The organism is Caproiciproducens sp. CPB-2, assembly GCF_036287215.1.
In the GTDB taxonomy this organism is placed as follows: Bacteria; Bacillota; Clostridia; order Oscillospirales; family Acutalibacteraceae; genus Caproiciproducens.
In genome coordinates this window covers 285,630-307,722 of sequence record NZ_CP142860.1, presented here as the reverse complement: position 1 = coordinate 307,722, position 22,093 = coordinate 285,630, and the positions used below count along the sequence as shown (strand labels likewise).

General features: G+C 54.5%; 21 protein-coding genes. 7 read left to right on the top strand and 14 right to left on the bottom strand.

Annotated elements, in window-relative coordinates; all coding sequences use genetic code 11:
* Positions 1 to 104: 104 nt before the first annotated feature.
* Both VXK30_RS01455 and VXK30_RS01450 read right to left on the bottom strand, forming a co-directional pair.
* A complete protein-coding gene (locus tag VXK30_RS01455; RefSeq protein ID WP_275717686.1) occupies positions 105 to 953 on the bottom strand; it encodes a DegV family protein in 849 nt (282 codons plus the stop codon).
* An 8-nt stretch (positions 954 to 961) separates the two neighbouring features.
* The gene (locus VXK30_RS01450; protein ID WP_275717687.1) at positions 962 to 1,804 is read right to left on the bottom strand and encodes a DegV family protein; all 843 of its coding nucleotides are present in this window, start codon (positions 1,802 to 1,804) and stop codon (positions 962 to 964) included.
* 191 nt (positions 1,805 to 1,995) lie between these two features.
* Between VXK30_RS01450 and VXK30_RS01445 the strand changes: the two genes are divergently transcribed.
* Entirely contained in the window at positions 1,996 to 3,054 is a 1,059-nt protein-coding gene (locus tag VXK30_RS01445; RefSeq protein WP_275717688.1) for a hypothetical protein, read from the top strand.
* Between the two features lie 101 nt (positions 3,055 to 3,155).
* Here the strand turns inward: VXK30_RS01445 and VXK30_RS01440 are convergent, their stop codons facing one another.
* Both VXK30_RS01440 and VXK30_RS01435 read right to left on the bottom strand, forming a co-directional pair.
* A complete protein-coding gene (locus VXK30_RS01440; RefSeq protein ID WP_275717689.1) occupies positions 3,156 to 4,112 on the bottom strand; it encodes a ComEC/Rec2 family competence protein in 957 nt (318 codons plus the stop codon).
* Positions 4,064 to 4,438 carry a hypothetical protein gene (locus tag VXK30_RS01435; RefSeq protein WP_275717690.1) on the bottom strand — a complete coding sequence of 125 codons (375 nt, stop codon included), beginning with the start codon at positions 4,436 to 4,438 and terminating at the stop codon, positions 4,064 to 4,066. Before VXK30_RS01435 ends, VXK30_RS01440 begins: the two co-directional genes overlap by 49 nt.
* Positions 4,439 to 4,653: 215 nt before the next feature.
* On the opposite strand from VXK30_RS01435, the gene VXK30_RS01430 reads away from it, so the two are divergent.
* The gene (locus VXK30_RS01430; protein ID WP_275717691.1) at positions 4,654 to 5,295 is read left to right on the top strand and encodes a GNAT family N-acetyltransferase; all 642 of its coding nucleotides are present in this window, start codon (positions 4,654 to 4,656) and stop codon (positions 5,293 to 5,295) included.
* Here the strand turns inward: VXK30_RS01430 and VXK30_RS01425 are convergent.
* On the bottom strand, positions 5,285 to 5,950 hold the full coding sequence (locus tag VXK30_RS01425) for an ABC transporter ATP-binding protein (protein ID WP_442868022.1): 666 nt from the start codon (positions 5,948 to 5,950) through the stop codon (positions 5,285 to 5,287). The genes VXK30_RS01430 and VXK30_RS01425 overlap by 11 nt on opposite strands.
* A gap of 84 nt (positions 5,951 to 6,034) precedes the next feature.
* On the opposite strand from VXK30_RS01425, the gene VXK30_RS01420 reads away from it, so the two are divergent.
* A complete protein-coding gene (locus VXK30_RS01420; protein WP_275717692.1) occupies positions 6,035 to 7,558 on the top strand; it encodes a phosphomannomutase/phosphoglucomutase in 1,524 nt (507 codons plus the stop codon).
* Between the two features lie 39 nt (positions 7,559 to 7,597).
* Here VXK30_RS01420 and spoVAD read toward each other — a convergent pair whose 3' ends face one another.
* On the bottom strand, positions 7,598 to 8,617 hold the full coding sequence (spoVAD, locus tag VXK30_RS01415; RefSeq protein WP_275717693.1) for a stage V sporulation protein AD: 1,020 nt from the start codon (positions 8,615 to 8,617) through the stop codon (positions 7,598 to 7,600).
* Between the two features lie 18 nt (positions 8,618 to 8,635).
* On the bottom strand, positions 8,636 to 9,079 hold the full coding sequence (gene spoVAC, locus VXK30_RS01410) for a stage V sporulation protein AC (protein WP_275717694.1): 444 nt from the start codon (positions 9,077 to 9,079) through the stop codon (positions 8,636 to 8,638).
* Between the two features lie 227 nt (positions 9,080 to 9,306).
* On the opposite strand from spoVAC, the gene VXK30_RS01405 reads away from it, so the two are divergent.
* Positions 9,307 to 10,119 (top strand): lytic transglycosylase domain-containing protein, encoded by an 813-nt coding sequence (locus VXK30_RS01405; RefSeq protein ID WP_275717695.1) that lies wholly within the window; start codon positions 9,307 to 9,309, stop codon positions 10,117 to 10,119.
* 81 nt (positions 10,120 to 10,200) lie between these two features.
* On the opposite strand, the gene VXK30_RS01400 is transcribed toward VXK30_RS01405, so the two are convergent.
* The 6 genes from VXK30_RS01400 to VXK30_RS01375 form a co-directional block, all read right to left on the bottom strand.
* Positions 10,201 to 10,950, bottom strand: coding sequence for a hypothetical protein (locus VXK30_RS01400; RefSeq protein ID WP_275717696.1), 750 nt, complete (start codon positions 10,948 to 10,950; stop codon positions 10,201 to 10,203).
* A gap of 12 nt (positions 10,951 to 10,962) precedes the next feature.
* The gene (locus tag VXK30_RS01395; RefSeq protein WP_275717697.1) at positions 10,963 to 11,403 is read right to left on the bottom strand and encodes a hypothetical protein; all 441 of its coding nucleotides are present in this window, start codon (positions 11,401 to 11,403) and stop codon (positions 10,963 to 10,965) included.
* Positions 11,404 to 11,812: 409 nt separating this feature from the next.
* Positions 11,813 to 13,711: an NAD(+) synthase gene (locus VXK30_RS01390; protein ID WP_275717698.1), complete on the bottom strand. Its 1,899-nt coding sequence runs from the start codon at positions 13,709 to 13,711 to the stop codon at positions 11,813 to 11,815.
* Positions 13,712 to 13,798: 87 nt separating this feature from the next.
* On the bottom strand, positions 13,799 to 14,848 hold the full coding sequence (locus VXK30_RS01385) for a lysylphosphatidylglycerol synthase transmembrane domain-containing protein (protein WP_275717699.1): 1,050 nt from the start codon (positions 14,846 to 14,848) through the stop codon (positions 13,799 to 13,801).
* Between the two features lie 24 nt (positions 14,849 to 14,872).
* Complete coding sequence (locus VXK30_RS01380; protein WP_275717700.1) at positions 14,873 to 15,862, bottom strand: glycosyltransferase family 2 protein; 990 nt, start codon at positions 15,860 to 15,862, stop codon at positions 14,873 to 14,875.
* A gap of 195 nt (positions 15,863 to 16,057) precedes the next feature.
* Positions 16,058 to 17,710, bottom strand: coding sequence for a VanW family protein (locus tag VXK30_RS01375; protein ID WP_275717701.1), 1,653 nt, complete (start codon positions 17,708 to 17,710; stop codon positions 16,058 to 16,060).
* A gap of 282 nt (positions 17,711 to 17,992) precedes the next feature.
* Here VXK30_RS01375 and VXK30_RS01370 point away from each other — a divergent pair, with 282 nt between their 5' ends.
* Positions 17,993 to 19,114, top strand: a complete 1,122-nt coding sequence (locus tag VXK30_RS01370) for an MGDG synthase family glycosyltransferase (RefSeq protein ID WP_275717702.1) — start codon at positions 17,993 to 17,995, stop codon at positions 19,112 to 19,114.
* A gap of 67 nt (positions 19,115 to 19,181) precedes the next feature.
* Here VXK30_RS01370 and VXK30_RS01365 read toward each other — a convergent pair whose 3' ends face one another.
* Positions 19,182 to 19,589, bottom strand: coding sequence for a Fur family transcriptional regulator (locus VXK30_RS01365; protein WP_275717703.1), 408 nt, complete (start codon positions 19,587 to 19,589; stop codon positions 19,182 to 19,184).
* Positions 19,590 to 19,764: 175 nt separating this feature from the next.
* On the opposite strand from VXK30_RS01365, the gene VXK30_RS01360 reads away from it, so the two are divergent.
* Together VXK30_RS01360 and thiI are read left to right on the top strand one after the other, a co-directional pair.
* Positions 19,765 to 20,901 (top strand): cysteine desulfurase family protein, encoded by a 1,137-nt coding sequence (locus VXK30_RS01360; RefSeq protein ID WP_275717704.1) that lies wholly within the window; start codon positions 19,765 to 19,767, stop codon positions 20,899 to 20,901.
* Between the two features lie 13 nt (positions 20,902 to 20,914).
* Positions 20,915 to 22,090, top strand: a complete 1,176-nt coding sequence (gene thiI, locus VXK30_RS01355; RefSeq protein ID WP_275717705.1) for a tRNA uracil 4-sulfurtransferase ThiI — start codon at positions 20,915 to 20,917, stop codon at positions 22,088 to 22,090.
* The last annotated feature ends 3 nt before the right edge of the window (positions 22,091 to 22,093 follow it).

Here is a 22,093-nt window from a genome sequence, read left to right as displayed (position 1 = left end):
TGCTGCCCGCCGGTTCCGGCGGACAGCAGTCCTAAAAATCTTTTTATTTTTTCATTGTCCTCTTGACGGGGTGCACACCATTTCTCCGGCGGTCATTTTTTCACTTACTTTTCCATATAAACAATGGCGAAGGTCCCCGGCCCGCAGTGAACCGAAACGGAACAGCCGCAGTCCCCGACCACGATTTCCTCAAAATTCTGGTATTCCATGATCTTCTGTCTGACCGCTTCAATGGTTTCATTGTCCACGTCGTAGTGGGCGATGATCAGACGGGAAAGATCGATGTTTTCCGCGCCCTTCAGCCTGTCCTCCGCCAGCTTGCAGACTGCCGATTTCAGGCTTCCGCGGTACTTTTTGGCGACGCCCATCTTGCCGTCCTTCACGTCGATGCAGGGCTTCAGGTTCAGCAGGTTCGCGCCCAGCGCCTGCACCCCGGTGCAGCGCCCGCCCTTATACATATAAAGCAGCGTGCTGATCACGCAGGTGGTGCGGACCTTCCCGGTCATCGCCCCGATCCGCTGTGCGATCTCCGCCGCGGAATATCCCTGATCGCGCAGTTCGGCCGCCTTCACGGCAAGGATGCCCATGCCGCTGGACACGTTGCGGGAGTCCACGGGATAAACGCCGTCAAACTTTTCGGCGGCCATCTTCGCGATATTCGGCGTCACGGTCAGCTCCGCGCTGATACTGAAATGCACGACCTCCCAGCCTTCATCCGTCCACCTGCGGTAGAACTCCTCGTAATACGCGGGAGTCGGCGCGGAGGTGGTGGGAAGCTGTCCGGTCTTTTTATAATATTCGAACAGGTCCGGCGTATGGATGGTTACCCCGTCCAGATAGGACTTGTCGCCCAGATTCACGTTGAGCGGAATGACTTCAATCCGGTAGCGCTCCAGCATCTGTGCGTTCAGGTCGCAGGTGCTGTCGGCTACAATTTTTACCTTTCGCTGCATAGCTCCTCCTATTTTTCCTTGTAAAACAAAACAAGCGTGTTGGGGCCCGTGTGGACCGTCATGCTGCATCCCGCGCGCGAGGTGAGGACCTGCCGGAACTTCCCGCTTTCCTTCACCATCCTGACAACGCTGTCAAAAAGCGACCGGTCCATCCCCGTGGTGGAAACAAACGCGCGCTCGTCGTCCATATTCGGCTGCTCCAGTACAAAACGGATATATTCCTTGCAGACCTGCGCGAAATTTCCGCGGAATTTCCGCCGCACGGAAAGCACGCCGTGGGTGTCCAGCAGAAGGCATGGGCGCAGCTTCAGCAGGTTTGCCCCGAACATCTGCAGCATGGTGGCCCGTCCGCCCCGGTAGGCAAATTCCAGCGTATCCAGAAGCACGTTGGTTCGCATTTTGGTTTTGTCTGTTTCGATCCTGTCAAAAATCTCTTTCGCCGACATCCCCGCGTCGCGCATGTCGGCGGCCCGGAGCACCAAAAGGCCCTGAGCGGAGCTCAGCGTAAAGGTGTCCACCACATAAACGTTGTCGAATTCCTGCGCGGCGATCACGGCGTTCTGATAGGACGAGGAAAATTTGGAATTCATCGCGATATGGACCACATCGTTTCCGTTCTCCACCTGCTTTTTGAACAGTTCAAAAAAATCGGCGGGCGGAGGAGCCGACGTTTTCGGCAGCCGGTGCGTTTTCTCGTAATCCACAAAAAGGTCGTCCGGCCCGATTTCAAAAACATCCCGGCGGGTGCGGCCTTCCACCGTAATATAAAGCGGGACAATCTCTACCCGATACTGCTTATATAAATCGGGAAACAAGTCGCAGGCACTGTCGGTGCTGATAATTACGCCCATAATCGCACTCCCAAAATCATTTTGCATACTAATTTTTTAATTATATCATCCTGAAACCGTTTTTTCAATCTTCCTCTGCCGCAAATGTATTTCTATGGAAATTTTACAGAAAATTCACAGTTGTATGGGAACCATATTATATGATATGATATGTTTATGTCAGCTTATCAGCATTGAGAGGATTTGTGATAATGAATATAAAATCGAAGAAATTTCTGACAGTGTTTCTGACACTGATTTTTGCGGTCACGGTGTTTACGCTGACTGCTTTTGCAGAGAGCAATGCTACCGTTCCGGTCGACCCGCCCGGGCAGGAGACCACAAGCTCCGTTTCCACGGGCGGCGGTTCTTCCCATCCCGGAGGTGCTTCGCAGGGGGACGTTTCTTCCCAGCCGGGAGAGACGTCCCAGCCCGACGGTAATTCACAGGGGGAATCTTCTCAGCCCGATCAAAACAGCCAGGCCGAGTCCGTCGTGAGTAATCCGGAAAGTTCCGAGCCGGCCGCGGTTTCCAGCAAGGAGCCGGTGGTAAACCACTATGTCGATACCCACGCCAACGAGGTGGAAAAAAGAGCTTCTCAGGCGGCGCAGACCATCAGCGACCCGGACGTGCTTTCTTCCCAGGATTGGGGCGAGCTTCTTTCCAGCGGAGATTCTTCTTCCAGCGAGACGGTGGCGGCCGCCGGTACCGTCAGCAGTGAAGCCGAACCCCCGTCGGGGATCGGCGGCGTATCCTGGCTTCTGATTTTGGGTGTTGTGCTGATTGTTCTTGCATTGTGCGGGATCGGCCTGTTCATCTACCTTCAGTTTTTTTTTCAGGGACGCCGTCAAAACCTGAAATTCGCCCCCGCGGGCGGCGTTCAGGAAGCCGATGAGCCCGTAGCTTTTGAGGACATCAGCTCCTACAGCGACGAGGCGCAGCATCAAACCGATACCGTTTCCGACGATACGCAGTCCTTTACCGACATTCAGTCCAGCTCGGCCGAAGCCGCAGCCCCCGCCGCCGCAGAGCCGGCGCCCGCTGCGAAATCCTGGGCCATCGCAAAACACCGGCCCGCCGCGAAGCCGCAGCCGGATAAAAGGCCGGTGAAGCCCGATCGGGAAGAAACCGCGCCCATTCCGCAGGATCTTTTAAACCGGAGCAATCCGTCCGTTTCTTCCCCCGACCGCGATTCTCTCCCGAAATCACAGGCGCAGCCGGTACAGGACAGCAACTTTGACTGGGAGAAGTTTTTCAACGAAGAAAAGTAAGCGAATGCTCTTTTAAAAACAGAAAAAATAAAAGCGCTTTGAACCGGGTTTTTTCCGTTCAAGGCGCTTTTTTATGATCCTTTGAAATGATTGATTCCGCTTTATTCGGCGGCGACCGATTTCAGCCCCGTGGTAAACCGGATCGTCTTCCCGTCACATTGCGCCAGAATGGTTTTCTGCCGGTCGGTGCGGTAAATAGTTACTCCGGCTTTCTTCAGCCGGTCCACCACTTCCTTATGCGGGTGGCCGTAATCGTTGTTCAGGCCGCAGGAGATCACCGCCGCGCTCGGGTCCGCCGCCTTTAAGAAGGCGGCGCTGGTGGAGGTGGAACTTCCGTGATGCCCGCATTTCAGAACGTCGCACCGCAGGTCGTACCCCTTTTCCACCATCTCCTTTTCGCTGTCCGATTCCGCGTCCCCGGTAAACAGAAAGCGCTTTTCGCCGCTTGTAAGCATCGTCACGATGGAATAGCTGTTCAGATCGCCGTATTTTTCGGAATTCGGAGCCAGTATTTCCAGTTTTTCCTCCCCGGTGTCAAAAATCACCGTGCCCGCTTTCGCGGCGGTGATTTTCAGCCCCTTCCGGTCGATGGCGGTCAGCAGCTTTTCATAGGTTGCCGTGGTGGGAATCTGGCTGTCGGGGATTCTGGGCATATAGACCTTCCCGATGGAAAAGCGGTCGACGATCTGCTCCATCCCGCCGATGTGGTCGGCGTGGGGGTGCGTCGCAATCAGGCAGTCGATTTTTGAAACCCCCAGATCTGTCAGGTAATCGGCAAGCTCCTGCGCCGTTTCCGGGGTGCCCGTGTCGATCAGGATATTTTCGCCTGTTTTCAGGCGGATCAGCTCGCTGTCCCCCTGCCCTACGTCAAGAAAGTAGACGCTTGTGGCGTCCTGCTCCGCCCCGGACGGCTGTGCACCACCCGAGGAGCTCTGCGGCGCCGGACCGGCGACCATCCCCGTCCCGCCGCGGGACCCGAACGCCATAGCCGCCGAAATTGCGGCAAAAATCAACAGAGAGACCCAGAAAGGTGTTCTCTGATTTTTTCTGTGTGCCAATAATGTTCCTCCTTATGTTCCCGTGTACTAAAAAAACCGCCCTCACGGGCGGCGAGAGTGTCGAAAAACTTGCCAGGTGGAATCGTGCCAAGGCGGTAGATTCGTTCCTGCCGATTACGCTTTTTCCGTTCCGAAAAGATTGAAGCGGAAAAGCTTGGATTCGTCCTCCGGCTTTTCACAGACAATACTAATTGGCTGAGCTTGCTCTTTAAATTGAGATGGTCGCCCTCGCGCGTTACCAGAAAGACGTTTCCCTCGCACTGGTCAAGCACCTTTAAAAACGCGGGAACATCCACATCATGCAGTTGAAGCGTAGATGACGTCATAATAAACCTCCTTCGGCGGTGAATTTCACCGGTCAGTGATACGAATATCTTCCAAGGCCATTATAACATTTTCTTCCTGATTGTCAATGAGCGGGCATGCCTTCCGTCTGCCGGGACGGCTTGCAGTTTTCCGGCCAGATGTGCTATAATGCCTATTGATTACTTTAGCAGAGTCCGCATCCGGAACTTTGCTATCAAGACAGGAGATTGTTAAAATGGCTTTCGCACCCGGGTCCGCCATCGTATTGGGTGACAAAACGGACCTGCCCATGATTTACGAGGACATGAAGCAGCAGTTCCCGCCCTGCGAGCTGTATCCGTATCCAAGGTTTTTGCAGCTTCTGAACGGCGACCGGTATAAAATCCTGCTGTTCCGGCGGCTTTCCGACAACGAGCTGATCGGCTACGCTTTGGTGTATGCGATGGAGGACAGCAATATTCTCTGGCTGGATTACCTGGCCGTCCTGAAAAAATACCATGCCTGCGGATACGGCAGCGCGCTGTTTCGCGCACTCTGGCAGAAATACTGCGGCCCGTTCGACGGCATCCTGTTTTCCGTGGAGTATGTCTCCGAAACCGACACGGAGCTTGCCGAGCGGCAGAAGCGGCGCATCCGGTTCTACGAAAAGCTGGGCGCGCGCCGCCTCCACGCGAAATTTCTTCAGCCCTGCGAGGACGGGGGCTTTCCGATGCACCTGTATTTCAAACCGCGCTGCGGATATATTACCATCAGCCGCTCCGTGCAGATGCAGGCGGTCAGCCAGATGTACGACTACTGCTTCTTTTACCTGAAGCATATCCGGGAGCTGCTTCCCAAATTCAGGGACACCATTGTCGATGAAAAATTTACTGACTGACGATCCGGCCGTCCTGTATTTGTACCACGCGGCCCGCAGAAGCGGCAATTTTTTCGTCGTGCGTAATCAAAACAACCGTTTTCCCTTCTTCATTTAAAGAATTCAATATCCGCATGACCGCCGCGCCGGACTTTGAGTCCAGGTTTCCGGTCGGTTCATCGGCCAGAATAATGGGTGGCTTTGCCGCGATCGCGCGCGCAATGGCCACCCTTTGCTGCTGCCCGCCGCTCATCTGGTCGGGCCTGTGGTGCTCGCGGTTCGTCAGCCCGACCTTCGAAAGGGCCTCCTGCGCAAGGGCGCGGCGCCCGGATTTTGGAATCCCGCGGTAAAGCAGGGGGAGCTCCACGTTTTCAAGCGCGTCCAGCCCGCCGATCAGATTGAACCCCTGAAAGACAAACCCGAGCTCGCAGTTGCGGATCTGCGTCAGCCGCTTTTCGCTCAGACCCGCCACGTTTTCCCCGTCCAGATAATACTCGCCCATGGTCGGCGTGTCCAGACAGCCCAGAATATTCATCAGGGTCGACTTTCCCGAGCCGGACTGGCCGACGATGGCGACGAATTCACCCTCGTCGATGGACAGGGAAACGCCGTTCAGCGCGCGCACTTCGTTCTCCCCTTTGTTGTATATCTTATAAATATTACTGATTGTAATCAAATTTCCGATCGTGAACACCTCGTTTACAAATATCCCTGAATCGCTTATAATAAGACCAAATAACAGCATAAAGGGGACAGATTGATGCTTACAAAGTATTGGAAACAATTTAAGAGCGGCACCGATATCCGCGGAGTGGCCAGCGAAGGAGTACCGGGGCAGGAAATCAGCCTTACCGATGAAAATATTGAAAAAATGGCGGCGGGCTTCGTCCTGTGGCTTGAAGCCTTTACCCAAAAGGACGCTTCCGCGCTGACCGTCGCCGTGGGGCACGATTCCCGCATTTCCGCCGATCGGATTCAGGCGGCGGTGACCCGCTCGCTTACCGGCGCGGGCGTGCGGGTGCTGGACTGCGGGCTGGCCTCCACCCCCTCCATGTTTATGACCACAGTCGACCTCGGCTGCGACGGCTCCATACAGATCACGGCGAGCCATCATCCCTTCAACCGCAACGGGCTGAAATTTTTCACCAGAAGCGGCGGCCTGGACGCACCGGATATCGAGCAGATTCTGCTGCACGCGCAGGAGGGAGGAAGGCCCCTGCCCGGCTCCGGAACAGTGGAAAAAGTCGATTATATGGCGCGGTACTGCGCGAACCTGAGAGAAAAAATCAAATCCGGCGTGAACGCCGCGGACTACGAGCATCCGCTCGCGGGATTTAAAATCGTGGTGGACGCGGGCAACGGCGCGGGCGGCTTCTACGCATGGGACGTGCTGGCCCCGCTCGGCGCGGATACTGACGGCAGCCAGTTTCTGGAGCCGGACGGCACCTTCCCGAACCATATCCCAAACCCGGAAAACGAGGCCGCCATGCAGTCCGTGTGCGCGGCGACCGTTGCCGCGAAAGCGGACATGGGTGTCATTTTCGACACCGACGTGGACCGCGGCGGCGCGGTGGACGCAAAGGGGGATGAAATCAACCGCAACCGGCTGGTGGCCATCGCCTCCGCGATTGCGCTCGAGGGCAACCCGGGCGGCACCATCGTAACGGATTCCATCACTTCCAGCGGACTGAAAACCTATATTGAAAAAACGCTGGGCGGGAAGCACCACCGTTTCAAAAGAGGATATAAAAACGTCATCAACGAGGCGATCCGTCTGAACGAAACGGGCGTCAACTGCCCGCTGGCCATTGAGACCTCCGGCCACGCCGCCCTGCGCGAAAATTATTTTCTGGACGACGGCGCGTATCTTGTGACAAAGATCATTATCAAAATGGCCCGGCTGCGCGCACAGGGAAAGACGCTGGAAAGCCTGCTCCTGCCGCTGGCGGAACCGGCGGAGGCCGCCGAGCTGCGCTTCCCGATTCTGGAGGAAAATTTCCGGGAATGCGGCAACCGGATCATTTCCGATCTGGAGGCTTACGCCAAACAGCAAACGGGCTGGCAGATCGCGCCCGACAACCGCGAGGGCATCCGCATTTCCTTCGGCAAAGAGAACGGAAACGGCTGGTTCCTGCTTCGCCTGAGCGTGCACGACCCCCTGATGCCGCTGAACGTGGAAAGCGACACCCCGGGCGGGAACAGGCTGATCGCGGAACAGCTCTACGGCTTCCTGCGCACCTGTTCCGGTCTGGATATCTCCCCTCTGAAAAAATTCATCGGTTAAATAACACAGGGGCGGCCATGAGCCGCCCTTGTTTTTGCGTCACGCTTTCAAAAGGACCAGATGCGCCACGCCCGGGATGCTTTCCCCCTGCTGCGACGAGGTGGGCGACATCAGCGCGCCCGTCCCCAGAAACAGCACCTTGTGCAGCTTTCCGGCCAGCATCTGCTGCATGATATAGGAGCACAGCACCGCGCCGGAGCATCCGCAGCCGGAACCGCCCGCGTGGACGTCCTGCTTTTCAATGTCGTAGATCATCAGCCCGCAGTCATTGTGTACGGCGCTGATATCGATTCCGTCCTTCATCAGCAGCTTTTCCATCAGGTCGCTGCCGATGCTTCCGAGGTCCCCCGTCAGGATCAGGTCAAAATCCTTCGGCGAAGCGCCGGTGTCCGATAAATAATCGATCAGCGTCTGCGCCGCGGCCGGGGCCATGGCGGCCCCCATGTTTGCCGCGTCCTTGATGCCGAAGTCGGTGATCCGTCCAAAGGTGACGGAGTCCACGACAACCTGGCCCTCCTGTTTCTGCTGCGGGGAACCCATCACAATCGCCCCGGCCGCCGTAGCCGTCCACTGGGCCGTGGGCGTCCGCTGCCCGCCATATTCCAGCGGGAACCGGAACTGGCGCTCCGCGGAACAGAAATGGGACGAGGTCACCGCGACCGCCCGCCGCGCCGCGCCGGATTCCGTGAATAAAGAAGCGATCGCCAGCGTCTGCGCCATGGTGGAACAGGCGCCGAACTGCCCGAGAAACGGGATGTTCAGGCTGCGCAGGCCGAAGGTGGAGGAAATGCACTGATTCAGCAGGTCCCCCGCCAGAATGCAGTCGATATCCGAATTTTTCAGGTTTGCCTTTTCCACCGCAAGAACGACCGCCTCATTCTGCAGGCGGCTTTCCGCTTTTTCCCAGCTTGACTCCCCCAGCGTCGTGTCGTTGTGGCACTGGTCGTAATACTGTCCGAGCGGCCCTTCGCCCTCTTTTTTGCCGACAACCGAGGCGGAACCGAGAATCACGGGCTTACTGGTCAGTTCAACCGTATATTTGCCGATTCGGGTAGGCATAGCCATTCCTCCTCATCCTTAGTATAAATGGAAAAACCATACAATCAGGCCGTATAAGATCGAGGCCGCGATTCCGTAAACCAGCACCGGACCCGCGATGACGAACATTTTTCCGCCCATTCCAATGACATAGCCCTCGCTTTTAAACTCCATGGCGGGGGCGACGATCGAGTTGGCGAACCCCGTAATCGGCACCAGCGTACCGGCCCCGGCGTGCTTTGCGATATTGTCGTAGATTTTCAGCGCGGTCAGCAGTGCGCTGAGCGCGATTAAGCTGATGGAAACCCACGCGCGCGCGTCCTTGAGCTCCAGCCCGTAGTTCCTATACAGGTTAACCAGCGCCTGTCCGAGTGTGCAGATACCGCCGCCGACCACAAACGCGAGAATGGTATTTTTCACGTATGTCGTACCGGGCGAAGCTTTATCCGCCATCTTTTTGTATTCCCCTTTTGATATTGTCATTTCGGCACCTCCTTCAAAAATATTCTGCCAATCCAGCCCGCAAAATATACGAATCCGGCCCGATTTTTCGGCGTCTGTTTTGCGCCCGGAAAGGGTTTTTTTCCCGCACGGGAACCGCTTTATCAGAAAAAAATTATTTTTTTGTTAAAAAGGTTGGATTTTTCGACAAAATACGTTATGATAAATAAAGATTCCAATATCAGGAAAATAAACTGTGGAGCATGATCATGGACAATCGTATTCTTTCCGGTTACTATCATCAAATATCCGCTCTGAACCGCACAAACACAGCGGTTAACAAAAGTGCGCCGGCCTCCGTATTTTCCAATCTGCTGCAAAACGCGATCGGCGCAGAGGACAGCCAACAGAAAAAGGGCAGCATGGAGGATATCTTCCAGACCGCCGCCCAAAAATATAATCTCCCGGTGAACCTGCTCAAAGCGGTCGCCAAGGTGGAATCCGGATTTGACGCGGACGCCGTTTCAAGCTGCGGCGCGCAGGGCGTAATGCAGCTGATGCCGGGAACCGCCGCCTCGCTGGGGGTGGAAAATCCCCTTGACGCGGAGCAGAACATCATGGGCGGGGCAAAATACCTGAGCCAGATGCTCGGCCGGTACGACGGCGACACCAAGCTGGCGCTCGCGGCCTACAATGCGGGCAGCGGCAACGTCGCCAAGTACGGCGGAATTCCTCCGTTCAAAGAGACGCAGGCTTATATTTCCAAAGTGCTGAACGAAGCGGGCGGGGATGTTTCCGCGCCGGCCGACGCGCTTTCCGAACTGAGCTCGCTTCTGAACGCTTCCGTTAACGGGACGGGATTGACGGGCCTTTCGGCGCTGACCGGCTCCCCGTCGTCCGGTTCCCCGTCGGCGGTTTCCCCCGGAATCGATGCTTCCGGCGCCGCTTTCACCTATGACGATTACCTCGCGTTTCTGCAGCTTTTTATCGCCCAGATGCAGATGAACACCACCCAGATGATGTCCTCCGACCTTTCGGGCTTCCCATCCTCCGATACGGACAGCTCGATGTCCCTAATATAAATTACAGCCGCCATACGGTATGGCGGCTGTTTTGATTTAAGATTTTAGTTTCTAAAAAGAAAGCCCTGTTTTACATCTGAGTTATTCCGGTACCCCTGTCATCGTAATTCTTTTATTTTTGGCAAAGGTAAGAGGAAATGCTACATTGTACGTACCAAGCACATCATAATTCGCTGTAAAAGTAATGCTGTATTTGCTTGAAGGAATCTTTGCACTCGTAGAAACATTATCAGGAGATACATTCAGAGAACTTGTATCATCGAAATTCAGAGGTTCGTAGTCAAAAGAAAGAGTCGGCCCTGAATATCCTGTGATTATTCCTGTATTTGCATTATAAATGAACGATCCACTTAGCGTTGCTGTACAATTAATCCCAATTGTCCCATAAGCAGAAGAATTAGCATATGCTACATAATTATCTTCTTTTGATATATATTGTCTCTCAAACGCATAAGGAGTCATCTCTCCGTTTAAACCAGAACCGGACATATTTAAAGGTTCTTTTGTCACTGTAAATTTAGATAAGCAGGAAATTTTCTTATTTGAAATATATTTTTCGATTGCAGCAAAATCGGAGGAATTATAGTTTTCAATATTATCTTTATAGAACGCATTACTTATTTCATTCCCCGTTTCATCTAAGACAGTATAGGCAGTCTGATTTTTAAAATAGTCCTCAATTACGCTTGTGAATTTTTTAGATATGCGATAAGAGTTTTCGCTGTTGTTTGCTGCATCAACAGTTTTCTTTGTTGTTGCATAAACAGGCGTTACTGACATTGTTGTAAATAACATAACTCCACATATGAATATAGATAATATTTTTTTCATGTTAATGTCTCCTTATTTTTTTAATTGCATTTTTTGTGCTGCCACATGATAGATTTTCATAATTCCAATCCATGCAGCAGAAAAAATCAGATTTTGGGCAAGATCACGCCATATCGCCCAGGCATCCGGTCGAAAAAGATAACTGAGTAGCGCTGAAAAAACAAATACACCTATTGTCCAGATGATGACATATCGGAGGTCAAGAAATCCATATGCAACTTTCCAGCCAACGTATAAAAGAAAAAAAACAGTTAAAATACGGAACGTGACTCCTGCTATATTTCCATATTTGAGAAAAACATGTATTTGTTGAGATATATTCTCCGGAATGCTGTGATTTCCGAAAGGTTTTGCCAGAACGGAAACTTTCATTTGAAAATAATGCTCAACGAGTTGTGAAAAGGTAAATAGAAATCCAAAAACTGAAAATGCCATTATTTCTTTTCTTTGCATATAAATTCCCTCCAAAAGTCTACACTGAAAATTAGGATTGCTAATTAATCGCCAGATCCTTCCAACTCATCATAAATATGACCGAAATCCTTTATTTTTCAATTTTTAATTTATCTAAAAAATAACAAAAATTTTACCCTACTGATATGTCCAATGGAATTATCTTCTTTCTATAATTACTATTATGAATTTTTGCTTCTATAAATACAACGATAAAGAGGGCCCTTTTGTTACACTTTTATGAGAAAAAATTGAAATATTTTTAATTAAGTAAGCAAGAATCCCCTTTCCAACCGGCTAACGGCATTGGAAAGGGGATTTGTTTTGTGTTGAGGAACTCCCTCAGTCAGGACCTCGCCGGTCCGGGCTCCGCCTGCCAGCTCCCTCAAAGAGGGAGGCAGGGGTCTGATCACAGCGATTCGATTTCTTTGAGCCAGAGAGCCGAAGAGGCGTCGCTGGGCATCCGCCAGTCCCCGCGGGGGGACAGCGTGACACTGCCGACCTTCGGGCCGTCCGGCAGGCAGGAACGCTTGAACTGGTGCGTGAAAAATCGCTGGTAAAAGGTCGTCAGCCATTTTTTGATCGTCGCGCCGTCGTAGATTCCGGCAAACGCGCTCTGCGCCATATGGTAAATCTTCGCGGGCGTGAACCCGAAGCGGAGCATGTAGTACAGGAAGAAATCATGCAGCTCGTAAGGGCCGACGATATTTTCCGTCTTCTGGGCGATGACCCCGTTTTCCGGCGGCAGAAGCTCCGGGCTGACCGGAGTGTCCAGCACGTCCTTCAGCAGCGCGCACAGCTCTTCGCCGCTGTTGACGGCGGCGTGATGCACAAGATGCCGCACCAGCGTTTTGGGGATGGAGCAGTTCACGCTGTACATGGACATAATGTCGCCGTTATAGGTGGCCCAGCCGAGCGCGACCTCCGAAAGGTCGCCCGTGCCGATGACCAGCCCGCCACACTGGTTCGCCAGGTCCATCAGGACCTGCGTGCGTTCGCGCGCCTGCGCGTTCTCATAGGTGACGTCGCGCACATTCGGGTCGTGGCCGATATCCTCGAAATGCCGGGACACCGACTCCCCAATGGGAATCTCCCTCAGGGTGACCCCCAGCATTTCGGAAAGGCGCTGGGCGTTGCTTTTGGTACGCTTCGTCGTGCCGAAGCCCGGCATCGTGACCGCCAGAATCCCCTTGCGGTCCAGCTTCAGAAGGTCGAACGCGCGCACAATGACGAGCAGGGCAAGCGTGGAATCCAGCCCGCCCGAAACGCCGATCACCGCGCATTTGGAGCCGGTGTGCTTCAGCCTTGTTTTGAGGCCCGCGGCCTGCATGTTCAGGATCATTTCACAGCGCTCGCTCAAATCTCTGGTATCGTCCGGCACAAAGGGAAGCGCCGGGAATTTCCGCTCCAGTATGGGATCGGGCATGTCCATGTCAAAGCCGACCTCACAGGCCTCTCCCATGTTTGACCATGTGGTGGTGCGCAGGCGTTCCTGCATCATGCGCTGCAGGTCGACATCCGCCACGGTCAGCCCCGTCGTAAACAGCTTCGATTCGGCAAGGACCGTCCCGTTTTCGGCAATCACGTTGTGCCCCGAGTACACCAGGTCGGTGGAGGACTCCCCTTCCCCGGCGTCGGCGTAAGCGTAGGCCGCGAGCAGCCGCGCGGACTGCCCGTTGACCAGATTGCGGCGGTAGGGCGCCTTGCCGATGATCTCGTCGCTCGCGGACGGGTTGAGCAGCAGGGTGGCCCCGCACTGCGCCAGCCGCGCGGACGGCGGGCAGCAGGTCCACAGGTCCTCGCAGATTTCCACGCCGACCACCAGCTCCGGCGCGCTTTCGCACCGGAAGATCAGGCTGTTTCCCAGCGGAACGGTCTCGCCGCAGAAGCGGGTTTCCGCGTACGCGGGCGCGGGCGTGAAATGCCTCGCTTCATAAAATTCGCTGTAATTCGGAATGCTGCTCTTGGCTGGCAGCCCCAGCAGCTTTCCGCGGCAGATGACCGCCGCGCAGTTGTAAAGGTCCGCCCCGACCGGAACGGGAAGCCCGATCACCGCGAGCAGGTTCATCCCGCGGGTCTGCTCCAGAAGATCGCCGAGCGCCTTCTGCGCGGCGGAAATCAGCGTGCGGTCGCGGAACAGGTCGCCGCAGGTGTACCCGGTCAGGCAAAGCTCCGGGAAAACCACCGCGGTCACCCCGCGCTCTTCGCATTCGCGCATCTGATCGAGAATCTGGTTTTTATTATATTCACAGTCGGCAACCTTAATCGACGGCGTTGCCGCCGCCACCCTGAAAAAGCCGTCCTTCATTCAACACGGCACCGGACCTGTCCCGTTTCCTGCGCCGCAGCGTACGGGAAACTCCGATGCCTGCCCCCTCCCACGATAAAATTGATATTATGAAGATTTTCCATGCGGGCTTTGCCGACCGCTTTTCCGGTCCATCCCGGCAAAAAACGCCCCGACGATGATACAGGAATAATAAGCGGTAAACCGCCAAAGCAGCATGGCCTGATGAAGAATGTCCTGCCCGAAAAAGATCTGAAAAATAACCAGAAAACTGCCTTCCGCCGCCCCCGCGGCACCCGGCAGCGGCGTATAGGTGGAAATCATGGTGACAAAGCTCTGCGCCGCCACCATATCCACAAACGGTGCGCCGGGGCTGTGAAAAGCCTTATAGATAAAAAAAGGCACCGCGAAAACGGCAGTAAGCTGAACCGCGGTGTACGCGTACACTTTTCCTTTCATCCGCCGGTTCCCCAGCATGGCCCTGTTGTTTTTCATGTAAAATTCCAGCTGGCTTTTTACCTTCTCGTCGGCCTGCTTCGGATTTTTCACAATATGGAGCTTTGTCAGAACCCACACGCAGCTATGGATCAGCCTTGTGGTAAAAGCCGGGCTGTGGGTAAATAAAAGAAGCAGGATCACCACCGCGGACTGACAGAGAAAGCCGACGACCGCCAGCGCCATAAAGCTCTGAAATTTACTGCGGAAAAACGAATATTTGATCAGGATGACCGCCATGGAATAAACGGTGATGGAAATCTGATAAACCAAAAATTTGCGCACCAAAGCGGACAGAGCGATCCCGGAGGCAACGCCCTGCCTTGTCAGAGCAAGCACCTGCATCGGCTGGCCGGCCGCCGCGAACGGCGACACGGAGTTGAAATACTGTCCGACCATCGTCACCTTAAAAGCGTGCCGGAAGCCGTACTCCCCGTGACAGGAAGCGGCGACCAGGTTTTGGGTGACAAGGCCTTCCATCATCCAGCTGAGCACCACACAGCCAAAAGCACCTAAAAGCCAGTACGGGTCAAGCGTGTGAAAGCTGTACAGCAGAGTAAGCAGATGATTGTCCGTAAGACAGAAATAGGCCAGCATTCCCAAAGTCAGCGCAAAAAGCGCAATCCGAAATATTTTAGACGGCCTGTTCCTGCTCTCGCTCATATTCTCCGTTTACTCCCACTTTTTTCAGCGGGTGGAGTAGTCCTTTTCCAGCTTTTCGGGAGCATCCACCACATCCGGCAGCTCGCTGAACATGGTCGTAGGACTGAACTCATCCGCGGAATAATGCCTGATGGCACGCGATATCCGGCGCATGTTGGCCATGCACCCACGCATACATTTTTTCTCATTATGCAGCTTTAATACATACAAATAACAGCAGGCGCACGTTTTTCTGGTGAGCGCCAGATAGCTCTTCTTATATTTTTCGTAAAGCCCGTTTTTTTCCAGCGAAATACGGACCATGGCGATCGCGCGGATGAAGTCGTTGATCTTGTCCGCATTCATGGTCGCCAGGGTGCTGGCCGGATGCTGATTGTAGTAGTAGAGCGGGCGGTCGATGACGACCACCTGGTTTGCATGCACAAAAATTTTGTTCGCGACGGCCATATCCTCAAAGCACATGGTCGGGAACTTGATATCATAATCTGTAAAAAGAGCGCGTTTATACATCTTGTTCCAGACAAGGCTCTGAATTTCCACATCGCGCAGAAGCTTTTTCATCGCCTCGGCGGGTTTCAGAATCCCGCGGCAGCGGAACGGATATTCAAACAGGAAATCATTTTCTACAAAATGGAAATAGTAATAGCAGCAGGCGATATCGCTGCCCGTGTCCACACAGGCGTTGTACAGTTCTTCCAGATAGGTGGGGGAAACATAGTCGTCGCTGTCCACAAAACAGACGTATTCGCCGCGCGCGGCCGCAAGGCCGTTGTTGCGCGCATTGGCGATGCCGCCGTTTTTCTGGTCGATCACCTTCACAAAATCGTATCTCTCCTCAAAGCGGCGGAGGATATCGAGGGAATCGTCTTTGGAACCGTCATTGACGGTGATAATTTCAAAATCGCTAAATGTCTGGCTGACCAAAGAAGACAGGCATTTGCCGATATATTTTTCAACGTTGTAGACCGGTATGATAATGCTAATCTTCGGTGCAGCTACCTTTTCAGACAACATCAGCTCATCCTTTCTTGGCCTGCGGCAGAACAGCCGCCCTTTTGGAATTGTATCGTTTTAAACAGTATGTTGTTTATTTTGTTTGCGTAATGAAAAAATATCCTGTTCGTCTTTCTCATTTTTGCAGAAATGAGACAAAAAGTCAAGTCCAATTTAAAACCAGGGTGCAGCCTGAGCCACACCCTGAAAAGCCGGTTATTCGGGAATGATGATGTTCGCCGGAACCGTGTCGGACTCGGTATCACCGGACTGCCCGCCGTTGTTCTGATCCGCCTGTGAGGACGCGGGGGATGAACTGCCCGCACCCGGCGAAGAGGAAGAAACTGCCGGTTTAGAGGAACTGGCGGGCGGTTTGGAAGAACTCGCCGGTTTGGAGGAAGCGGTGGATGCGGGATTGCCGCTCACCGTTGTTCCGGGACCCATGGAATAATACGCGGGCTGCGCACGATAATAGGAGGAGGACAGGTTTTCCGTTTTTACCACGACACCGTTTTTATAAAAAACACGCTGCGCGGTCGCCCTTGCCCCCGTTCGCGCTTTGGAGTCCAGCTTGACGACCCCTTTCGCCAGCGTTTTGTCAACAATGTATTTCGGGGTGGTCGGCGCGGGGATCATCTCCGTCTTCTGCGAGGTGACGGTAATGCTGTCATAATCCGGCGACTGGTACCCGTAAAAAGTTACGGTAAGCACCTTTCCCTTGATGCCGGAGACAATGTAGAGGGGATATTCCGTGGGATTCTGGAATTTGAAGTCCAGATCCGGGTAACTGACCGCGGCGTCCTGGCCGATCGGGCAGTAGGTGGACTGAAGCGTATGGTTGGAGCGCTGTGTGATCTTCATGCTGGAACGGAGCGCCGCGCCGTAAACGGTGGTGGACGCCTGGCAGATTCCGCCGCCGTAGGACTGGATCAGCCTGCCGTTCAGAATCGCTCCCGCCTCGCGGAAGCCGCTCGCCTTGCTGGTGGAGTCGCCGACGATCCCGTTGAAGGAAAACGTGCCGCCCGCCGGGATACAGGTCCCGTTGATTTTGGAGAGGGCCAGCGCCATGTTATGAGTGCCGTTCGCGTTGTTGGTGGACGTGGTGCTGTAGGTCCCCAGCTTCTGCAGGTGGCTTTTTACCTCAGCAATGGTTTTGCTGAACGGGACCACCGTCGTCGGTACTTCCACCGTTCCGGTGCGGGGTCCGTTGATCAGCGCTTCCACCTGTGCGTAAAGCCTGTTCCCATCGACCGCGAGGCCGTTCTTCCCGTCGGCATAGCGAAAAGTCGCGGTTTTCGTGTCAAAGGAGGCCACCGTCGCGTCGACCGGGTCATAGGCAATTTCCTTGACCGTCTCTTTCAGCTTGGCATCCAGATCATCGTAATTCATCGTATTGGTGACATTGTATGTTTTAGGAGCAGTCTGCAGCGCCAGCACCTGCTGATAGCGCTCCTCCCTGTCCCCCGTGCGCGCATAGGCATACGCCTCTTTCAGCACGTCGTCCGTATTGAACTGGAAGTTGAGGTCATCCTCGGTCAGCTGCCATGTTTTATCCTGATAAACGATCCTGATATCGTATTTGTCGCGCAGGCCCGGTTCGACCGCGGCAACGGCAGCTTTGGCCTGCTCCATGGTCTTTCCGCCCAGATCGACGCCGGCAACGACGATTCCCTTATAAAAAGTATCCACGTCAATTACCGAAGCAACCTCCTGGCGGTGCCGATAAGCCTCATACAGCTGTTTGCCAAACAGGCCGCCGACCGCAGCAAGCAAAACCACCCCGGCAATGACAGCCGCAATCCTTGCACGCTTTTTTCCGCCGGAGCTCGGCGCCCCGGAAGAAATGTCAATCATGTTTGCATCGATCATATCGGGCCTCCCAAATAACAGTAGATTCTCAAGTTTCTGATATCTCCTCAAAAGCTGGTATCATTATATAACGCAGCCCGGTAAAAGTAAAGTTACAGCTTTATAACCGGCCGCGGGCCGCGGGCGGGACTTTGAGGGAATTTCATTGGCAACTTTTATAAATATATGATATAATTACCAAAGATATGGCAATCCGGAAAAAACGGTTACAGGTTTCCCGTTTCTTTTCAGATCAGCCGCAGTATGATGGGATATACGGTCCCTGACTAAAGGAGGATTGGTGTGAAGATCTTAATTCTTTCGGCTGCAACGGGCGGAGGACATCTGAGGGCCTCCCATGCCATTGAAAAATATATTGCAGAAAATTCCACGGGCAACGAGGTGACCGTGGTCGACGCGCTGAAGAGCATCAACGCCATATTGGACAAGACGGTCTGCGAGGGGTACCATTTTCTGGCAACCAAAACGCCGAAGGTGTTTGGGCAGCTTTACCGGAAAACCAATCAGGAAAGCCTGCTCGCCAATCTGGTGACCCGTTTTTCCAGCGCGTTCAGCCAGAAGCTGATTCCGCTGATGGAGGAGCAGAAGCCCGACGTGATTATCTCCACTCATCCGTTTGCAACGGAAATGGTTTCCCACTTAAAGGGCAGGGGGGTCGTAAAGGCCCCGCTGATCTGCCTGATGACGGACTACGGCCCGCACCGGGCGTGGATTGCGGAGCATGTGGACGCGTATATCGTTTCCACAAAGGATATGATTCCGGAAATGAACGCGATGGGCGTCCCCACCGAAAAGATTTATCCGTTCGGCATTCCCGTGGGGGATGTTTTCTACAGCAAGGGCGACAGGCCCGCCCTGCTGAAAAAATTCGGTCTGGACGAGGACCTGCCGACCATCCTGATTATGGCGGGCAGCTTCGGCGTCACCAACATCATGAAAATCTATAAGCACCTGACGCAGCTTCCCATCGAGTTTCAGGCGATCGTCATCACAGGCCGCAACCAGAAGCTGTACGAGGCTTTCGCCCCGGTGATCGCGCAGAGCCCCAAAAAGACCAAGCTGGTCTTTTTCACCGACGAAGTGGAAAACTATATGCACGCGTCCGACCTGATTATCACAAAGCCCGGCGGGCTGACCGTTTCGGAAGCGCTTGCGTGCAACATCCCTCTGGCAGTGTTTGACGCGATTCCCGGCCAGGAGGAGGACAACGCAAACTTCCTGCTTTCCCACAACATGGCGGTCAAGCTGGAAAAGGGCGTCGATCCGGGCGAAACCATCCTTTCTCTGCTGGCTGACAACAGGCGGCTGGAGGAGATGCGGGCGTCTCTGAAGACTTTCGACACGTCCCAGTCAGGGAAAAATATTTTTTCCCTGATCAACGAGCTGTCGGAGCGCAATTCATAAAAGGCGAAAAATCGCAGGGTTTTCTTAACAGTAAAAAAGGAAGCGGACAAATTGTCCGCTTCCTTTTTTACCTGTCCTGCGCATCCCGTGCTTTTTCGCGCCGGACGCATTTGGGGCATTTCCCGTAAATGGTCAGCGTGTGCCCCTCTATTTCATAGCCCGTGTCGCGGGCCAGCCCCTGCTCGATTCCGGTCAGGGGACAGTCCTCTATCCTGATTTTGGCGCTGCATTCGGTGCAGATCAGATAATGCCCGTGATGCTCCTGCGCAACGGAGTACCGCACGATCCCGTCTCTCCACACGTCTTTTTTAATCAGCCCGTCCCCGGCGAAGCGCTCCAGATTGCGGTAAACGGTGGAGAGGGCCAGGCTTGGATATTCGGCCTTCAGCGCCGCAAAAATATCCTCTGCGCTCACAGGGTCGCTGCTCTGCTTTAAAATCTGCATAATGGCGCACCGCTGTTTTGTGTTTTTCAACGTTTTTCCCTTTCCTCTCTGTACCAGATACGGGTTCCGTGCCGGCATTCCGTTTTCGTTTATTATAATACAAATTCATAAAAATGCAAATCGCTACCGGGGTGTTTTCATTGCTCAAAATACACGTAAGGTGTATAATATAGTAGTATCAATTAATGACTTGGAGGTATCCCCATTGGGTGAAATATATCTTGACAATTCCTCCACCACCATGGTTTGCAGAGAGGCCGCCGACAAAGTGATGGAGATGATGACGGACAATTACGGAAACCCCTCCAGCCTTCACACGAAAGGCTTTTACGCCGAACAGGAGCTTTCCGCGGCAAGACAGGAAATCGCCGATCTTCTCGGTGTTTTACAGGAAGAAATCTACTTTACCTCCGGCGGGACGGAGAGCAACAACCTTGCGGTTTTCGGCGCGGCACACGCGATGCGCCGCCGCGGAAACCACATTGTAACCACGATGATAGAGCATCCGTCGGTGCTCAACACGATGAAGCAGCTTGAAAAAGAGGGGTTTGCCGTCACCTATCTGAAACCGGACGGCAGCGGAAAAATCAGGCCGGAGCAGGTGTTCCGCGCGGTGACGCCGCATACCGTCCTGGTCAGCATGATGTGCGTGAACAACGAGGTCGGCACCTTTCTTCCGCTGGAAGCGGTCCCCGCTGCGATTGCCGCCGCGAAGGCCCCGGCGCTTTTTCACGTCGACGCGGTACAGGCATTTGGCAAAATCCCTTTAAAACCGGGCAGACTAAAAATCGACCTGATGAGCGTGAGCGCGCATAAAATCCACGGGCCGAAGGGCGTGGGCGCGCTGTACCTGCGAAAGGGCGTGCACATCGTTCCGCGCGCCTACGGCGGCGGGCAGGAAAAAAATATCCGCCCCGGAACGGAAAGCGCCCCGCTGATCGCTGGTTTCGGCGCGGCGGTCCGGGCGCTGCCGGAACCCGGCGCCCAGCTGGAAGCCATGGCGAGGCTCAGCTCGTACTGCCGGCGAAGGCTGCTGGAAATCGACGGCGTCACGCTGAATTCCCCCGAAGACGCCCTGCCCTATATTGTGAACCTCTCCGCCGGCGGCGTGCGCGCGGAAACCATGCTGCACTATCTCTCCGCCAAAGAAATTTACGTTTCCTCCGGCTCCGCCTGCTCCAAGGGAAAGGCGAGCCATGTGCTGACCGCCATGGGGCTGCCCCGCGACCGGATCGCCTCCTCCCTGCGGCTCAGCTTTTCCCGCTACAACACCCGCGAGGACGTTGACGAACTGGCGGACGCTTTGAGAGAGGGACTTTCCTCACTGACGAAAAAACCGTAACAGGAGAATATAAATGGAAGAAATCATCTTAATCAAACTGGGAGAAATGGTTCTCAAGGGGCTGAACCGGAATGTGTTCGAGGCCGCCCTGATCCGGAATATCAAGCGCCGGTTGAATCCTCTGGGCGGTTTTGACGTAAAAGCCGCCCAGTCGGCCGTTTACGTCACCCCCCGCGAGGGGGCCGATTTAGACGCGGCTGTGGCGCGGGTTTCCAAAATATTCGGGATTGCCGCGTTTTCACGCGCCTGTGTGGTAAAAAAAGAGATGAGCGCCATTCTGGAAGCGTCCGCCCAATACCTGAAGCCGGAGCTGCTGGCCGCGAAAAGCTTCAAGGTGGAGACGAAGCGCGCCGATAAGATTTTCCCGCTGAAATCGCCGGAGATTTCCGCGCAGGTGGGCGAATACCTGCTGGAGCGGTACCCGCACCTGTGCGTCGACGTACACGATCCCGACATCACCGTGCGGGTGGAGGTACGCGATTTCGGGGCCTACGTTCACGGACAGGCGCTGAAGGGCGCGGGCGGAATCCCGGTGGGCACCGGCGGAAACGCCGCCGTCCTGATCAGCGGCGGAATCGACAGCCCCGTCGCCGCGTGGACGATGGCAAAGCGCGGCCTGGAGCTGACCGCCGTCCACTTTGCCAGCCCGCCGTACACCAGCGAGCGCGCGGAGCAGAAGGTGCACCGGCTGCTGGCCCGCGTCGGCGAATACTCCGGCAGGATGAACCTGTTTACCGTTCCGTTCGCAAAGGTGCAGGAGGAAATCATGGCCAAATGCCCGGAGGACCTGTTCACCCTGATCATGCGGCGGTTTATGATGCGGGTCGGCGAAAAAATCGCCCGCAGGGAAAGCTGTTCCGCGCTGATTACCGGCGAAAGCCTGGGCCAGGTGGCGAGCCAGACCCTGCAGGCCATTGTCTGTACCGATCAGGCCGCCGAAATGCCGGTCCTGCGTCCGCTGATCGGAATGGACAAGTTGGAAATCATTGAAATTTCGCGCAGGATCAACACCTTTGACATCTCCATAGAACCGTTTGAGGACTGCTGCACCGTGTTCACGCCGAAGCATCCGCGCACACAGCCCAGGCTTCCGGAGCTTTTAGAGGCGGAACGGGCGCTGGACTGCGAAAACCTGACCGGGGAATGCGTCCGGAACGCCGTACTTACAAAAATCTATCCAAATCAATAGCGG

Bases quoted from the DNA above. Each gene is read 5' to 3' on its own strand.
- VXK30_RS01395 (WP_275717697.1), bottom strand. From the start codon at position 11,403: ATGCAAAGAAAAGAAATAATGGCATTTTCAGTTTTTGGATTTCTATTT.
- VXK30_RS01430 (WP_275717691.1), top strand. From the start codon at position 4,654: ATGGCTTTCGCACCCGGGTCCGCCATCGTATTGGGTGACAAAACGGAC.
- spoVAC (WP_275717694.1), bottom strand. From the start codon at position 9,079: ATGACAATATCAAAAGGGGAATACAAAAAGATGGCGGATAAAGCTTCG.
- VXK30_RS01445 (WP_275717688.1), top strand. From the start codon at position 1,996: ATGAATATAAAATCGAAGAAATTTCTGACAGTGTTTCTGACACTGATT.
- VXK30_RS01420 (WP_275717692.1), top strand. From the start codon at position 6,035: ATGCTTACAAAGTATTGGAAACAATTTAAGAGCGGCACCGATATCCGC.
- spoVAD (WP_275717693.1), bottom strand. From the start codon at position 8,617: ATGCCTACCCGAATCGGCAAATATACGGTTGAACTGACCAGTAAGCCC.
- VXK30_RS01400 (WP_275717696.1), bottom strand. From the start codon at position 10,950: ATGAAAAAAATATTATCTATATTCATATGTGGAGTTATGTTATTTACA.
- thiI (WP_275717705.1), top strand. From the start codon at position 20,915: ATGGAAGAAATCATCTTAATCAAACTGGGAGAAATGGTTCTCAAGGGG.
- VXK30_RS01385 (WP_275717699.1), bottom strand. From the start codon at position 14,848: ATGAGCGAGAGCAGGAACAGGCCGTCTAAAATATTTCGGATTGCGCTT.
- VXK30_RS01390 (WP_275717698.1), bottom strand. From the start codon at position 13,711: ATGAAGGACGGCTTTTTCAGGGTGGCGGCGGCAACGCCGTCGATTAAG.
- VXK30_RS01450 (WP_275717687.1), bottom strand. From the start codon at position 1,804: ATGGGCGTAATTATCAGCACCGACAGTGCCTGCGACTTGTTTCCCGAT.
- VXK30_RS01435 (WP_275717690.1), bottom strand. From the start codon at position 4,438: ATGACGTCATCTACGCTTCAACTGCATGATGTGGATGTTCCCGCGTTT.
- VXK30_RS01380 (WP_275717700.1), bottom strand. From the start codon at position 15,862: ATGTTGTCTGAAAAGGTAGCTGCACCGAAGATTAGCATTATCATACCG.
- VXK30_RS01405 (WP_275717695.1), top strand. From the start codon at position 9,307: ATGGACAATCGTATTCTTTCCGGTTACTATCATCAAATATCCGCTCTG.
- VXK30_RS01455 (WP_275717686.1), bottom strand. From the start codon at position 953: ATGCAGCGAAAGGTAAAAATTGTAGCCGACAGCACCTGCGACCTGAAC.
- VXK30_RS01375 (WP_275717701.1), bottom strand. From the start codon at position 17,710: ATGATCGATGCAAACATGATTGACATTTCTTCCGGGGCGCCGAGCTCC.